We start from the raw sequence: 15,986 nt of genomic DNA, 5'->3' as shown, positions 1-15,986 counted from the left end.
AAGAAGAAGGCATAAAGCGACCCTCGAAAAGCAGATCAAAACCTGACTTTTGCGGGTCGCTTCATTTAAATTTCCTTGTTAAATTGTTTGACTCCAATAAATACTGTACCGATACTTTATCTCCTTACAAAAACCCCTCTATTCTTCTTTCGTTTCACAAATTAATCCCACTACTTATTCCTTAAAATGTTTAAACTATTCACGACCATTCGTCAAGTAATTATGCTTAAAATAGCATAAAAAACCATTCCAATCATTATTTTTGACACAAAAAAATGTCAGATGATAGCCTTGAAATAGAAGGTTATCTCTAAGATGACCTTCTTGCTTTTGGAATAAATAATAAAAAGGAGTGTATGAAATGAAACATCTAAAAGCGTTGGTTGTCAAAGCACTAATGATTTGGGCGATTTTGTGGATTGTGTTGTCAGGAATTTACGATGTCAGTTTTATGGACTCGACGATCGTCGGTGTGATCATTGTGGTGATGATCTATGTGCTAGGCGATTTGGTCATTTTGCGGAAGATCGGTAACATTGCGGCAACGATCGCAGATGCCGGCGCAGCAGCCCTTATCCTATGGCTGTATCTGACTTATATGGACTATACAAATGACATCTGGATGTTAGTATTGATCCCAGCAGTATTGATCGGTGCGGCAGAATGGTTCTTCCACATCTGGTTGTTAAAAGCAGACATCGTGCCAGATGAACGGAAAATAAAATAATTTTGTTGATTGCTAGAATCGAACGCAGACTCTTGTTCTGTGTTCGATTTTTTTTGTTTACAAGATCGGCTATTGAAAAGCGACGCATCTTCTTGTTCCATATGCTTTCTATAATCACGGACGCTTGCAAAGATTTCTGGTTAGCTGTTGCAATCGCCAAATTTGAATAAATCCCATCTTTCCTTTACTATAAACGAAATCCGATCGTTTTTTTGCACGGTTATACTATCAAGGAGGTTTGTATGGCAATTCATGTGATGTGGTTTAGAAAGGATCTACGCTTAGAGGACAACACGGCACTTACTGAGGCGCTTGCGTCTCTTCAAGCAAACGACCAATTGTTGTGTGTGTTTCATCTCAATGACAAGCAGTTTCTCCCCGATGCACCAAGCCATGATTACTTTTTTAGCGCGGTTGCTCACTTTATCGAGGCTGCCAAAAAGCAAAATCTGACGATCCACCTCTTGACGGGGACTTTGACAGAAGCCTTTGATCAGTTGTTCGCTTGCTATCCAGAATGGAGCCAGCTTTACTTCAACTTTGATAACCGTGGATATGGTCGTAAACGCGATCTCTACATAACAGAATTGGTCGAGCAAAAAGGCATCACCGTTCATTCTTTTGAAGACCATCATCTGCATCAACCAACGGAAGTCACCAAAGAGGATGGGACATACTACAAAAAATTTACGCCCTATTATAAGAAATGGATCCAGTTGCCCAAACCGGTGTATCAAAAGCATGCCCTTGATTTTGAAAAAGCCGCTCATTTTAATGATGCCCCTCACTTCAAAGCAGGGACAATGCTGCTAGCTGAGCTGATAAAAAATAGAAAGACTGATTTCTCAACGATCGTTGGGGAAGACTATGCGCATAAGCAATTGCAGGCATTTGTGCAAAAGCGTTTGGCTGCCTATGAAAAAGACCGTGATATCCCTTCAATCAAAGGAACCAGTCGTCTATCCCCTTTCTTGTCTTTTGGACAAATCTCTATTCGGAAGGTTTGGGCCGCTTGCCAAGAAATGCCATCCAGCACTGGCAAAGCGACCTTTTTAAAAGAACTGGCTTGGCGAGATTTTTATCATATGATCTACTTCACTCATCCAGAACAAAAAAACTATGAACTCATTGAGAAATATCGAAACATGGATTGGCAAAAAGATGAAGAGGCGCTAAACAAATGGCAAGCAGGACAAACCGGCTATCCGATCATTGATGCCGCGATGCGGCAGCTGAATCAGACCGGTTGGATGCATAACCGTCTACGGATGATCGTCGCTTCCTTTCTAACCAAAGATTTACTGATCGATTGGCGGCAAGGAGAAGCCTATTTTGCTCGACAATTGATCGACTACGACGCTGCCAGCAATATCGGCGGCTGGCAGTGGGCAGCTTCGACCGGCACCGATGCAGTTCCTTACTTTCGAATTTTCAACCCTATCACTCAGGGGAAAAAATTCGACAAAGATGGGACGTTCATCAAACAATTTGTTCCCGAACTCGCCCAGTTGCCACTAAAATTCGTCCACGAACCTTACCTGATGACTAACCAAGAACAAGCCGACCTACAAATAGTTTTAGGCACCGACTATCCGTTGCCTATAGTCGACCATAACGAAGCCAGGAAAAGAGCCCTCGATTTGTATAGTAAAATCGAACCATAAAAAGCTGCCATGGACTGCTCTCAAGCATTTTCGGTAGAAAAAAACCAGCAAAGACGGTCTCTTACGGAGCGTCTTTGCTGGTTTTTTATGAAACTGGTGCGCCCTCTTTCGCCTTTCTATAGTGAAAAAACAAACGGCACGTCTCATCAAGCTGTCTGTTGCTGGGCATACATAAAAGAAGCATTTTCCATGCTGTGTTTTTTAATTAAGGTCTTGTTGTCTACTTCCCCTCTTATTTCTAGTCGCTCTAAGCAACAATCCCCTGACAATTTATAGATTGAACCCTTTACTAGCGGCGTTCCCTGCTTTTTCACGACTGGCTAGTAACGTTTCTCCTTGCAAAACTGTTCGTCTGATGAAAGGTCATCTATAGAACCATTCTGTTATAATAGCTCCATATTTGAGGATAAGGATGGTTTATATGAAAAAAATAATCGGATTCATCTTAGTCGTACTTTTAGGGTTTGTCGGATACAAAGGCTATGAATATTATCAATCCACCTACTCAGGACAAACAGCTTACGCGTATGTCCCGTCTGAGATTCCGCCTAAGGTCCAACACGAAAGTAAGAGCGGCATCGGCGACCAGTCTCCCTGGTATTCTTACGATTACACATTAGACTTTGTAAAAGAAGATGGCAGCACCCAAACCCTTGAGGTTTCATTATCAGAAGATAACGCAAAACCCTTAACACCAAATTCTTATGTAAAAGCGGTGATCAGTGAAAAGCGTACAATAAAAGGCCCGAATGGCGTTGAAAAAGACGCAATTCCCAAAAAGATTCTAGAGAGATTAGAAAATCAGAACTAACGATGCCAGACCCACATCTCTATGTGGGTCTTTTTTTACATCCTTCCAAAATCAGCATTTTGAATCCCTTCTATTATTTTCACGCTTGATGTCTTCTGCTCTGTTGCGATACGTTATACAAGGATACTGGGCACATTTATCTAGCAGAAAGCTGCTTGACTGATCCCTGTTTTCATTCCGTCATCCATGATAAGAGCAATTCAAGCTCCTTTTCCTTCTCATCCTTTGCAGATAATTGAAAAAGCAGCGAATCACCTATCCGTTGACTCACTGCTTTTTAACTAACAAGTAATGGCTCACACCACAAAAGAATGGTACTTAGAGTAAGCAATTTGATCGACGATCGCAGAAACCTGATTGACATCTAAATCGGCACCGATGGCAGTCACTTGATAAAATTGACCATAATTGTTGCCAAGTTGAGGGACACGGGCGTTTGAAATCAGCAAATCGTATTCTTCCTCATTGTTATAAGGAGAAATAGTCACATTTTGTTTCCCTTTTAGTTCATTTTTTAACAAGTAAATGGAAGCATCTGCCAAAAGACTAGAGCCCATATTTAAGACCCCGATCCGTACCCGATATTCCTCTTTCGGTGATAACAGATAGATTAAAAAGACCAGACGTTTCTTGAGGTAGTTGAGTTTCGTGGGCGTAAACAAGTTGGTTGGTGCAATGATGTGTTGCAGGATGTCTGTAATCACTTGATCTCGCAAGGAATTGTGAAACAGCTTGTGGTAATAATTCAAGGTGACTCTGTCAATGGAGTAATTTACCCCATGAAAGTAATAGACTTGTGCGATCAAGGAGAAGACACTGGCTTTAATATCGATCGTCGTATGCGAGGCTTCAAGACAATAAATGGACTGGATCGCTGCCATGACTTCATCGGTAATCTCAAAGACAGGATTTTTATTGGTATACAGCCCTAAGCGAAGCTCCTCGTAAGGAATTCCTCCTACCGTAACGAGAAAAAGACAGATAAAGAAGGGGACGATCTTGGCTTCGTCTACTGAACAGATGCTTTTTTTCGACACATAGGCTTGTCGAATAAAGCGACAAATCGGCATTTCTTGGCAGCGATTGATTTTGATTTGTTCCTCCGGACTTAAGCTTCCCAAGGTTGTGTGAGGCGTGACTTTTTTCATGATCACAAATAGCCAGATCTTCAACTGCTTTTGTTGCGCAATCGAGAGGGTTATTTTTTTCGCTAGCTCCGCCACTAGGTCATCGATCAAGACAGAGTCGATCGCTGTTTCCCCCATTTTTAAAAAATTATAGTAAAAATAAATGCGTTGCGTCATCGTTCCCGCTAGCTTTTTGTTCTTTATCTTTAATTCAAAATGCTGCAGCAGCTGATTGCACTCTGCAATCACACGATTCAGTGTCCCGACGCTTATTTTTAATTCATCAGCTAATACGAAAGCATCATAGCCTGCATGTTGAAACAAATAATGGATGATTTGATATTTTACAGATTTTTTCAATAACGTGTCGGTCAAATCATCCAATGAGACGCTGTCGTTTACTTGCAGATCAAGGGTATAACGGTTGATTGCAAAAGAGACCTTCTCATTTTTTAGTTGTTGCTGAAGATTTTCTGATAGTTTCGTCAAGGTTGGCATCGTAATATCTAATTCCCGACAAGCATCACTTTTTTTGATATGACCAGTCGATAAATACAAGAATTTGAGCAAGATATACTCCAATTTCAAGTCTTTATCCAGTAAGTCTTCTTTATACATGACTGTTTTTCCTCCTGTGTAAATCCTTATTCTTTTCGAATAGTTACAACCAATTTACAGAAAAAGATAGCAGTACATTTCCTATGAAACAAACAAATGCAGTAAAAACATGCCCTTTCTACACATACTTTTCCTTCACTTACTCCCCAAATAAACCAAAACGAACGAACAAAAATGCGCCCTGCCAGACGAACTTTCCTCAGAATTTTCTCGCGACAATGTTCTCGGATTTTCTTTTTGCATATGTAAAACATGCTTCTCTAAAAAAATATATTTAGACCATAATAATTAATACTATCACAAGCCAGAAATGTCAATAAATGAAATTATCAAGCGCCATTTTTTTACTTACTCTTAAAAAATGACACTATCAAGTGCTTACCCGTTCTTATAAACAAAAAAAATCAAAGGCAGTCGATGCAACCGCCTTTGATTTTTCTATAAACCAATGTTCATTCAGTCTTGCAAAAAAAGTTTCATAAAGGGACTTTTTATTCATTGAAAAAAACAATGAAAGGGTTTCTAGCGATACCGTTTCTTAATGTGAAAAGCCATAGGTTTGATCGGATGAAACATGACGGCTTGGTCGCTTGTTCAAGCGCTCGATTCCTTCTTTCATGTCTTGCACCAGATCCATTGCCATTTGCATACTTAAATCTGCCCGGCAAACAAAGCGTTGGATATTGATATGTGATAGATTATCAGGTAATGGATAGGTAGGGACTTGCCAGCCTTTCATCGCAAATTCATCCGTCAAATCATACAGATTCCAAGAAATATCGGCATCTTCTTTTAATTTGTAGCAGACGATCGGCAACCGTGAACCATCATTATAAATATCGAAGTAACCCATGTTTTCAATCTCTTTTGCTAAATATTGGGCAACATCGCTGGTCTTTTTGTGGATCAAGCGGTAGCCTTCAAACCCATTGCGGATAAAGGTGTAATATTGTCCGATGATTTGGCTGGCGCTTCTTGAAAAGTTGATGGCCATCGTTGGCATTTCACCGCCAAGATAACTTACTTTAAAGACCAACTCTTCTGGTAAGAAATCTTTTTCTTTCCAAAGCACCCAACCGATACCAGGGTAGACTAACCCATATTTATGTCCAGACGTACTGATGGAACGAACGTTTTTCAAACGGAAATCCCATTCAAGTTCTGGTTCCATAAATGGCGTGTACAATCCCCCACTAGCCGCATCCACGTGGATGTAGACTTTGTAGTCGGTGTGTTTGTTGTATTCCTCTAATTTCTTGTCTAGTGCTTTGATATCATCGTATCGTCCAGTGTAAGTGATTCCTAAAATACCAACGACCCCGATCGTATATTCATCTAAATAGTCCGTGACCTTTTCAACATTAATGCTGCCATGTTCTTCATCGATAAGGATCGTTCGCATTTCAATGTCCCAGTAGACACAGAATTTTTCCCAAACGACTTGATAGGCAGAAGAAATCACTAAGTTTGGTTTTTGTTTATTGATATCTAAGCCAAGTTTTTTTGCCCGATTGCGCCAAGCAAATTTTAAGGCCAATCCACCTAACATACACGCTTCACTTGAGCCTACCGTTGATGTACCGATAAAATCGGACGCTTCTGGGGCATGCCATAAATCAGCGATCATATTGACACAGCGGTTTTCAATTTCTGCTGTCCGTGGGTACTCGGTTTTATCGATGGCGTTTTTATCAAGGGTTTCACTCATAATTTTGACTGCTTCTGGTTCCATGTAGGTTTGACAGAACGTCGCCAAATTTTGTCTTGAGACCCCTTCATCGATCAATTGATCTTTGACTAATTCATAGGCATCCCGCGGTACCAAGGACTCTTTTGGTAATTTGTACATAGGGATCGCTTGATCCATTGCCTCATTCCCATAGATAGGCTCCAAATATTGGGCTTCTTTTCGATTTTTTTTACTAAATAACATGCAGCTCTCCTCCTCATAGGTTGTGCTTTTTATTTTTTATCGCTTGCTTTTTCACCTACATATTTATAGATGACAAACGGTATCACGACAATAATCAGCCAACTGATGATCAAGATGGCTAAATAGGTTCCGCCCTTTCCGGTGCCGATATCGCTCGGTGGAAAGAAGGAAATAAAGAAAGAAAAAATAGAAACAAGCAAACCAACCATCGCAACACCAATTTTCACATTTTTCCCACCAGGAATATGATACGTTCTTGTTAAGTCGTCTTTTTCTTTGACTAATTTAATATAGGAAAGAAACAAGAGGACATAAGCCACCAGATAGATGCAGACCGTCAACGCCATCGCAACGAAGAAGGATAGATTGGCGCCTCCACCGCCTAATGTCAAGACAACCGCCCAAATGGAAACAATGATGCCTTGTACCAAAACGATATTGATTGGGACATTGTGTTGATTGACTTTGGCCATTTGTTTTGGCAGCAAGCCATTTTCAGCTGCTTCAAGCATCGCAGTCGATGGGCCGACCACCCAAGCAGCAATTTCTGCAATGACACCTAAACAGATGACCACGGCAATCAAACGAACCAGCCATTCTCCGCCGCCAAAATGATGGATCAAATAAGAATAGGCTTGAATCACGCCAGTATCAAGAGACAATTGATTTTGGGGAATCGTGGCAGCCACCGTTGCCCCACCTAACGTATCCAAAAGAATCGTTGCTACAACTAAAATCAAAATAGCTTTCGGGTAATTCTTTCCAGGATTGTCCATATCTTTTACGTGACTGGCAGAAGATTCAACCCCTGCATAGGCTAAAATAAAGGAAACAAAAACGACCAGCGTATTGATTTTCGTGAAATCAGGAATCCAAGCGCCTGATCCAAAAGAAACTTTGACGGGATTCCCTTGAGCAATGTAGACAATTCCTAAGATAAAAAGAATGATCCCTGTTGCGACGATCCCCACAAAGAACCCTACTTTGGCAATCTTCGCAGTATTTTTTGTTCCGCCAAATTGCGAGATCGTGATCAGCCAAAAGATCACTAAAGTGGCAATCAGCTTCAGCCAAACATTCGTATTAAGAGCCGGCCAATTTAGGGCATAGGAAAGCGCCCCGACAATAAAGTAAATCATCGTAATAAAGCCTACCGTGATTTGGAACCATTGGAAGAAAATGGCAGCAAAGCCCCATTTTCTCCCTAATGTTTTTGAGACCCAGGTATAGAGTCCCCCTTTTTCCCATCCCTTTACAGTAGCCATCTCCGCAGAGCAAAGGGCTACAGGGATAAACCAGAGGAAACCGCCGACGAGTAAATAAAAAACTAAATTCATCTTCGATGTCGCAAAGGTTGGATACTCATATACCGTCATCACCATTGAAGCAGTTATTGCAAAAAAACTCAACAATGATAGTTTTTTCTTGCTAGTATCCATTTTTTTTACCTCCTATCGTTAGATACTATTTTTCAGCAGCGGAAGATAGATCAATATGGTACGTATGTGTCAAATCTCCATCTGCTTTAAATTCGATTTCGACCGCTTTGATCGCTGGCAAACTTTGTTCTTGCGCCACTTTAAAATGAATAAAGCCATCTTTATGTTTGTCATGGGTCAAAATCTCATCATCTAAGTAGTCCACAAACACTTCCGCTTCTACTTTTTTGCCATCATTCAACACCAAATAGGCTTTGTCAGGTTTGATTTTTTTGTCTTTCGAATCTTCATTAAACAATTGATATTTCAGTGAGAGCAATGTTTTGTATTCTTTGTCTTTGTCTTTGAATTCTTCTACATTCACGATTTTTACATGATTCACTAAAAAGCGAATGTGATCCCAACCAGCATTTTCATAATTCGTTTCATACCAAACGACGTCTTTGATTTTCGGATCGATTCCCTTAGTTACGATTTCTTCAAAATACCCGTCATCACTCAATTTTTCACTTCCCACAACTACTTCATCTGACGAATCGCTGATCAACGTTTCCGTTCCAGACCCAGAGACCACTTCCCCTGATTCTTCCACTGTTGAGCATGCACCTAGAGTAAACAAAACGCCTACACCTAAAACGAAACCTGCAACTAATGATGTTTTCTTCATTGTAAATCCTGTCCTTTCTTTTATTATTTTTATTCCATCTCAGGTATACCATTTAACCCAAAAAAGCGAATACCTAATTTTTTATTTTAAAAACAAAAAAACGCGAAAAATAATTCGCGTTTCGGTGCTATCATGAAGTGCAGATAAGAACAATGACCATTGAAAAGAAAGGACTGAGTTTTTTTGAGAGCGCTTGTGGTCGTCCTAACTGCCGTTTTGTTAAGTATCAGCCCTCTTTCAGCTGACTTTTATCTGGAAAAGACGGACAGACATACTTCTAACGCAATGTTTTCTCGGATAGAAGTTGCCCAAAATGAGTGGGCGACTACTGGATCAAAAAGATTTGTTGGAACGCTGATGCTTCCTGATGCAAAAGGCAGCCTGTTGACAGCTGACGGGCATTTTATGAGAAGACCTTCCAAGCTTGCGACGAATAGACGCGTAGCAATAGCAGCTTGTAGGGTTCAAAAAACACCCAAAATCGCACGGGGCAGTCATCTGTCTCAGCGCTGTAGCTCTTTAGCCCCTACGACTTTGCGGTTAGAAAAAGCGTGTCAGGCACGGCAATCAAACGTCCTTAGCTCTCATCCGAGTATCTGGTGTCGTACATGACGCCTTCATCCACAGGGTTTCCGCAGTGATGGCACATAGGTAAGTCAAAAACAAATGATCCTCAAAACGTTTATCCTCCGGCGTATCCTAGACAAATCTACTTCCCCATCCTGAACAAAAAAATAGCCACTACCTACTTTCCACTTACTTGTGCCATCCTCTGCTTGATAAAATGATCAAAATTTTTTGATTGAAAAGAAAAAATTGCCTATTCTGTTTTGATCATTTTTTTAGTGATCGATCATTACTTAGCTAGCTAAGCCCCCCAAACCTCAAGCAGCCCCCGAAAACAGTTTCGGAGGCTGCTTGGGGTGAGCTTTGCTCACTATTTAGTTTTCTTATAAAAATTTTAATATGAGAAATCATTTATTACAATATGAATGAGAAAATTGAGTTACGCTTTCTATTTTCATAAGTAAGTATAGATTCTATTCACAATGTAACATAGTAACCTTATTTAACTAAGCTATTTTTTTAAGAAGACCTTATCAATCTTCTGAAGCAAAAATATTCCACCAGATTATATTAGTCTTGCCGAAGCCATTTTTATATGCTCTTCAATATTGTACTTATAGCTAACGCACTTCGACTCACCTGTATTCATTCGAATTAACGGACAGCCTCCTAAACACAAAGGTTGAACTTTACAACTTGAACATTTCGCTTTCGAAAAAAATTTGTACTCTGTAAATGTTTTATGCACACTGTTCAATTGTATTCCTGTATAGATATCTCCAACTCGTCCAATCGTTTTACCAATATGAACCCAGCATTTATATAAAAATCCATTAGGGTCGATTACATAGTCATCTCGATTGATAGCTTCGCAGAACCCAATCGTTGTCCGTGGTATGGCAACAATATTTATCCCTCTTTCCAAAAGACTTTTATAAACCATTATTTCTTCTTTCGAAAACTCTTGGGATGTATAACATGTGGGTGTTTTGTAGGTATCAAAATCCTCTACCGGCGCAAGATAAAAGCCAACTTTCTTAAGTAAATTAAAATTATCCAGCGAGTTCATCAAACGAATAACATCTTCATGATTATTCTCCCTATCTATATTTACTCTTACAGTTACTGGAATATATTTTAGAGTTTTAACTATATTCTGTAATATTCTTGCAAATGTCCCTTTCCCATTTGTTAAACATCTTCTAGAATCATGATTTATCTGATCCCCATCCAGAGTAATTTGAGCATAATTAACGTGATAACTTTTTAAAAGTTGTGCAACTTTTTCTGTTAGCAAATAACCATTGGATACAATTTCTGCGTTGAAATTTTTATATTTTTTTTCGTTTTTCATTATTATTTCACTTATAACTTTAATAGAGTTCAATCCCATCAAAGGCTCTCCTCCATACCAAATTACTTTCAATGACTGATGGGGTAATACATTTTTAAGAATAAACTCAGCTGTTTTCTTAGCAGTTTCAGTAGTCATAGTATGTTGTCTAAACCCTTGCTCGTAACAATAAAAACAGGAAAAATTACAGTTCATCGTAGGGGCAATTGTGAAAGTTACTTGACTAGGATTATATCGTTTTTCATTTGCCACAGACACTAATCTTGCTTCTTCATCAATCTCATCGGAAACAATGATATTTTGATTTTCTAAATAAGAGAATAATTCTGTTTTCTCAAAGTTATCGTTATTAATAAAAGTCTGTAGATCATGGAACTCGCTTTGAGTTAGTAAAACGATAGCAGAGTATACCGAATTGTACAAAAGTATTTCATTATCCACTTCTTCAACAATCGTATATTGCGATAATTTCATAAAATCACTCCTAATTAAATTGGGTAAAAAATTTTCTGTTACCTAGATTTGTATGCTTTACAAAAGAACGTATGAATGTTTCTCTATCAATTGAATAGTTGGGGTTACATGAAGTATCACACTGTACCTTTCCTCGACACACTGCAATTAATTCACATGAATTACACTGATTGTTGCTTTTCGGAAGAACACTCTTTTGGTCATAAAGGCTATATTGAACATCTTCTGCAAAAGAAGATGATTCTGTAAAACTTTTTATTATTCTACGTTCATAAAAATTTGTTGCATTACATAACCCTATAGATCCATCAGAGAAAAACTTTACAGACCAAGGATTATACGCATCGCACTCAAAGCGATACGAAGAAAATGGAGAGACATTCACTAGGAAACCGTTTTCAATTAGGTGATCAATTGCAGTTGAAGATACCCACTTTAGATATTTTTCATAGGATAATGCATTGAAATAATTTTCATTAAACTCATAGTTATTAATGTAATAGCAATTGATATGGGCTTTGATATCACTTTGGCGGATCGTAACGAGAAAAGACTGAAACTCTTCTGTATTTTTATCAGATGTATTATAACCAATATGGATTTTAACACGTCCGCTCTTAGATGCTACCGCTAGATTTTCAAAAATCTTATCATACGTTCCGCTTCCACTCTTAAGAGATCTATTTCTATCATGATCTTTTCTAGATGTTAGTGTAGTATCGACAATTAAAGAATCAAAATGATTTATAAAATCTGGAGTGAGTAGATAGGCGTTTGTTCCTAAACCATAAGAAATTGAGAGTGATTTCTCTGACGCAATTTGATCAATCTTACTTTTAATTGCGAGAATTCTTTTTTTATAAAGAAGTGGCTCGCCCCCGAAAAAATAGATATATAGTCTCCGAACGCCTAGCTGAGCAATGTCTAAAATGTATTGCATTATATTATTTATCGTCTGATCAGTAATAACATTTTTAGAAAGGAAATCATTCTGGTAACAATAAGTACACGAAAAGTTGCAATCTTCTGTGATATTTATAGTGATAGTAACTAAGTCTCTCTTTAAATTGATTGTTTTCTGTTTATAACTTTCCAAATCACCGTGTATAAATCCATTTTCAAATAAATATTTTCGTTCACCTTCACTTATTTCGCTCGAAATCTCCGTTTTACTTTTCATTTTTTTTGAATCAATAGTAACTATTTCTTGCGTTAATGTATTGCAAAGAATAGTCTCGTTACCGTTCTCAATGATATCGACATACCGTGAAAAACGCATCACCTAACCCCCTTTTTCAATAATTATACATTTCACAAAATAATATTTCAATTTTTTTTTAATTTGTGATATAGTTTTTACATAGGAGGGAGAGAATGAAAAAAATATTAAAAAGAAACCAACCACTTTTCTTTTTGCATGTGATTTTATGCGCAATGGCAGCGCTCATTCAAGTTGGGGTTGCTTTGGTGTATAGACAAATCACCGAGGTTGCTATGTCAGGAGATGTAAAAAGACTTTTATTTATTGGTATATTCGCCTTCTTTTACATCTTATTGAACACGATGAGCGATTTTATTCCAAGAAGAAGTAAATCCGTCTTAGTTCAATCAATAATGAATCAACTGAGAGAGAGTCTCTCGCAGAAAATCGTTCGAATGAATCCGGTACTATTTCTTAAAAATGAGAAAAACGAGTATCTCTCAAAGTTGGCAAATGAAATGAAAGTCGTTGAATTAGAATTTTTAAAGCCCGGATTTGGACTGATTTTAAGCATTTTTACCTTTCTATTCTCTCTTTTATTCACACTAAAATTAAACACTTCTTTTTCATTGATTATGCTGCTCTTAGCTTTTAGTCCTTTGCTAGCCCCTTATTTCGCTAAGCGAATCCTTAGTGATCGTCGCAAGTCCGTTGTTCTGGAGCAAGATCGTACACTTAGTTTATTTGACCAACTTCTCTCAGGATACCTGACCTTACGTGTCGGCAAAGGTTTTCCAACATATACGAAAATTTTTACTAACAGTAGTGAACGATTAAAAAAGGAAAGTATCACTTTTGAAACCTTACAAGGACTGACTTATGCAATTTCTTTTGGACTTGGGGATCTTGCCTATTCAGGGACATGGATCGTTGGTGGTTTCTTTGTTGCTGCCAAAATAATCACCATTCCCGATCTTATTGCGATGACTACACTAATGAGTACGATTGCCGGTCCGTTAGAGTATTTCAGTACTTCAGTTACAGATATTTTAGCGAGCAAGAAGGTCGCGGACGATCTTATAGCTTTCATTGATGGTACCGATGATGATGAGCCCAATCGCTCACTTGAACTTGCAGAACCAATAACTACTTTATCGATTGAAAATCTGCATTTCCATCATGGAAATCGTTTGATTTTTAATGGTTTTACTCAAACATTTGAGCGTGGAAAAAAATATGCTATCACTGGCGCAAGCGGTAGCGGGAAGTCGACACTATTGAATATTTTAGCGGGAATTTACCCTATCGACGATCATCAAGTATTGGTTGACCAGCAAGAGATGAATCAGCTATCTAGAGACTCCCTTTATGAGAAAGTTGCACTTGTCCAACAAAAAACTGCTATCTTCCAGACGAGTATTGCTTACAACGTTTCTATTTTTAGTGAATACGAACTTGAAAAAATCGTTGATGTTTTAAAACGAAGTGGATTAGATGATCGCTTTGATAACAATGATTTAACCGATACGCAAGATAATACATGGATAAACTTTCTTTCTGGCGGCGAGCTTAGACGGCTTGAGATTGCTCGGGCAATCTTTAAAGATTCCGATGTTATTCTTTTTGACGAACCAACATCTGGTCTAGACAGTATAAACGAGATGATTATCAGTGACTTAATCTGCTCACTTACAGATAAAATAATCATTGTCGTTACTCACTCAACAAATCAGGAATTTCTAGGTTCATTTGATGAGCTAATTCAGTTAAATAAATCATGAATTTAGATGATATAGGCCTACCTTATGTCATCTGGAAATATAAAAGAAAGGAGAGGTATACAATGAAAGTAATCTCTGAAGCTTCAAAAGAACAAATCATCACCATGTGTGGAAGTAATCAGCATTCCCATCATCCACCAATCATCTTACCTGAAGAGACTGATACACCATTTTCAAATCAGAAAAAAGAAGAGATAAAAAAAGAAGAGAAAGCTAGTTAAGAGAAAATCATTTGATCCTTACTTTACTTATTAATAAGGATAATAGCAATCAAAGAAGGGGTCGTGACTAGCTATATATGTCTCGACTCCTTCTTACATATTTCCCGCAAACGCAAATAATTTTTAACAGCTACTTGTTATCAACTTTCTTCATATAAAGAATTGGATAAGGGTTTCCTTGTTCGTCTAACTCGCTTCTTTTGTATACCTCAAATCCCATATGCTCATAAAATCCTTTCGCCTGAGGATTCTGTTCATTTACTCCCAGTTCATTTACAGAATAGTTTTCCATCCCGTATGCCAAGAGTTTTCTTCCTAGTCCCTTGCCTCTTTGTTCATTTGCTATAAAAAGCATTTCAAGATTTCGATCCGAGATCCCCATGAAGCCAGCTGGCTCTCCATTTTCACTTTCTACGATAATCAAATGTGGCACATGATGCAATGCCTCTGGAATGTATTGCTTAATGGCTTGGATTTCGGTCTCTGACAAAAAGGTGTGCGTCGCCTTAACAGAACTCTCCCATACTTCAATTAATTGTTGCTCTAACTTTTGATTCATACTACTTACTTCTTTTATATTCATGGATAGTCACACTCTCATCAGCTTATTTTCGTTTTTCATAACAAGAATCGCTGTTTCATTGATCCAAGTTAAGAATTTTCAACATCATCATAACATGAGATGGATTTATTTAAAATCTATGGATAAAAACTGCCTCGCTCAAATAGATAACGAAACAATCAATTCTAAGAGAGTATGACTTGCTTTGAAACACACTAAGAAAGGAGCTTTCAATACTGATGATTTCTCAAATCATTCTGTTGAAATAAAAATGCTTGTAGCTTTTTCTTCCCGAATAGTCGCCATAACGAACAAAATATATTCTTTTCAATAAACGATTTTAAACCACTTGCCCTAGAGTCCACTTCAGGGTTTATGATTACTTATAGAAAAGATAAGGAGAACCAACGATGAATATAAAAAAAGCAGCGGAAATGTTTGATTTGAGCGTAGACACATTGCGCTATTATGAACGAGTCGGTGTGATTCCACCTGTCCAACGCAATGAGAGTGGCTATCGGGTGTACACAACAAATGATCTAAACTGGATCTATTTAGCAAAACATTTACGAAATGCAGGATTGTCGATCGAATCGCTAATTGAATTTGCTCAATTGGCACAAGTACGTGAAAGTCAAAATGTCGAAAAAGCTCAGAAACAGATTTTAGCCGATCAACTCGAAGAATTAGAGAAAAAGTTAGCAGCAATGCAGGAAGTAAGAGACCTACTTATTTATAAGATAGAAACGTATGATGAGCATATCGCAAAATTTAAAGCAGGAAATATGACCCCTGATAAAGTGGAAAAATTATGGGAACGAAAAAAGTAACATCTTTCAC

General features: G+C 38.1%; 13 protein-coding genes. 6 read left to right on the top strand and 7 right to left on the bottom strand.

Annotated features, from left to right (window positions below):
* Positions 1-361 precede the first annotated feature (361 nt).
* The 3 genes from ACI3E5_RS10430 to ACI3E5_RS10420 all read left to right on the top strand — a co-directional run bounded on the left by ACI3E5_RS10430 (position 362) and on the right by ACI3E5_RS10420 (position 3,202).
* Positions 362-727, top strand: a complete 366-nt coding sequence (locus ACI3E5_RS10430) for a DUF2512 family protein (protein ID WP_005230569.1) — start codon at positions 362-364, stop codon at positions 725-727.
* Between the two features lie 242 nt (positions 728-969).
* Positions 970-2,391 (top strand): cryptochrome/photolyase family protein, encoded by a 1,422-nt coding sequence (locus ACI3E5_RS10425; protein WP_034869476.1) that lies wholly within the window; start codon positions 970-972, stop codon positions 2,389-2,391.
* Positions 2,392-2,812: 421 nt separating this feature from the next.
* Entirely contained in the window at positions 2,813-3,202 is a 390-nt protein-coding gene (locus ACI3E5_RS10420; RefSeq protein ID WP_005230565.1) for a YxeA family protein, read from the top strand.
* A 296-nt stretch (positions 3,203-3,498) separates the two neighbouring features.
* On the opposite strand, the gene ACI3E5_RS10415 is transcribed toward ACI3E5_RS10420, so the two are convergent.
* The 6 genes from ACI3E5_RS10415 to ACI3E5_RS10390 all read right to left on the bottom strand — a co-directional run bounded on the left by ACI3E5_RS10415 (position 3,499) and on the right by ACI3E5_RS10390 (position 12,660).
* Positions 3,499-4,947 carry an AcpB/EbpR/MafR family transcriptional regulator gene (locus ACI3E5_RS10415; protein WP_005230563.1) on the bottom strand — a complete coding sequence of 483 codons (1,449 nt, stop codon included), beginning with the start codon at positions 4,945-4,947 and terminating at the stop codon, positions 3,499-3,501.
* A gap of 538 nt (positions 4,948-5,485) precedes the next feature.
* A complete protein-coding gene (gene gad, locus ACI3E5_RS10410) occupies positions 5,486-6,880 on the bottom strand; it encodes a glutamate decarboxylase (protein WP_498821664.1) in 1,395 nt (464 codons plus the stop codon).
* A gap of 29 nt (positions 6,881-6,909) precedes the next feature.
* The gene (locus ACI3E5_RS10405) at positions 6,910-8,319 is read right to left on the bottom strand and encodes an amino acid permease (RefSeq protein WP_005230559.1); all 1,410 of its coding nucleotides are present in this window, start codon (positions 8,317-8,319) and stop codon (positions 6,910-6,912) included.
* 25 nt (positions 8,320-8,344) lie between these two features.
* Entirely contained in the window at positions 8,345-8,986 is a 642-nt protein-coding gene (locus ACI3E5_RS10400) for a hypothetical protein (protein WP_005230557.1), read from the bottom strand.
* 1,132 nt (positions 8,987-10,118) lie between these two features.
* Positions 10,119-11,381, bottom strand: a complete 1,263-nt coding sequence (locus ACI3E5_RS10395; protein ID WP_005233213.1) for a radical SAM/SPASM domain-containing protein — start codon at positions 11,379-11,381, stop codon at positions 10,119-10,121.
* A gap of 10 nt (positions 11,382-11,391) precedes the next feature.
* Positions 11,392-12,660, bottom strand: a complete 1,269-nt coding sequence (locus tag ACI3E5_RS10390; RefSeq protein WP_005230552.1) for a radical SAM protein — start codon at positions 12,658-12,660, stop codon at positions 11,392-11,394.
* Between the two features lie 95 nt (positions 12,661-12,755).
* Between ACI3E5_RS10390 and ACI3E5_RS10385 the strand changes: the two genes are divergently transcribed.
* Positions 12,756-14,363 (top strand): ATP-binding cassette domain-containing protein, encoded by a 1,608-nt coding sequence (locus ACI3E5_RS10385; protein ID WP_005230550.1) that lies wholly within the window; start codon positions 12,756-12,758, stop codon positions 14,361-14,363.
* 62 nt (positions 14,364-14,425) lie between these two features.
* Entirely contained in the window at positions 14,426-14,584 is a 159-nt protein-coding gene (locus tag ACI3E5_RS10380) for a hypothetical protein (protein ID WP_008380281.1), read from the top strand.
* 130 nt (positions 14,585-14,714) lie between these two features.
* On the opposite strand, the gene ACI3E5_RS10375 is transcribed toward ACI3E5_RS10380, so the two are convergent.
* Positions 14,715-15,167, bottom strand: coding sequence for a GNAT family N-acetyltransferase (locus ACI3E5_RS10375; RefSeq protein ID WP_005230546.1), 453 nt, complete (start codon positions 15,165-15,167; stop codon positions 14,715-14,717).
* Between the two features lie 389 nt (positions 15,168-15,556).
* On the opposite strand from ACI3E5_RS10375, the gene ACI3E5_RS10370 reads away from it, so the two are divergent.
* The gene (locus tag ACI3E5_RS10370) at positions 15,557-15,976 is read left to right on the top strand and encodes a MerR family transcriptional regulator (RefSeq protein ID WP_005230545.1); all 420 of its coding nucleotides are present in this window, start codon (positions 15,557-15,559) and stop codon (positions 15,974-15,976) included.
* Positions 15,977-15,986 lie beyond the last annotated feature (10 nt).

The organism is Candidatus Enterococcus avicola (genome assembly GCF_047470845.1).
GTDB lineage: Bacteria > Bacillota > Bacilli > Lactobacillales > Enterococcaceae > Enterococcus_D > Enterococcus_D casseliflavus.
The sequence above is the reverse complement of the archived record's forward strand: the minus strand, read 5'-3'. Positions and strand labels throughout refer to the sequence as shown.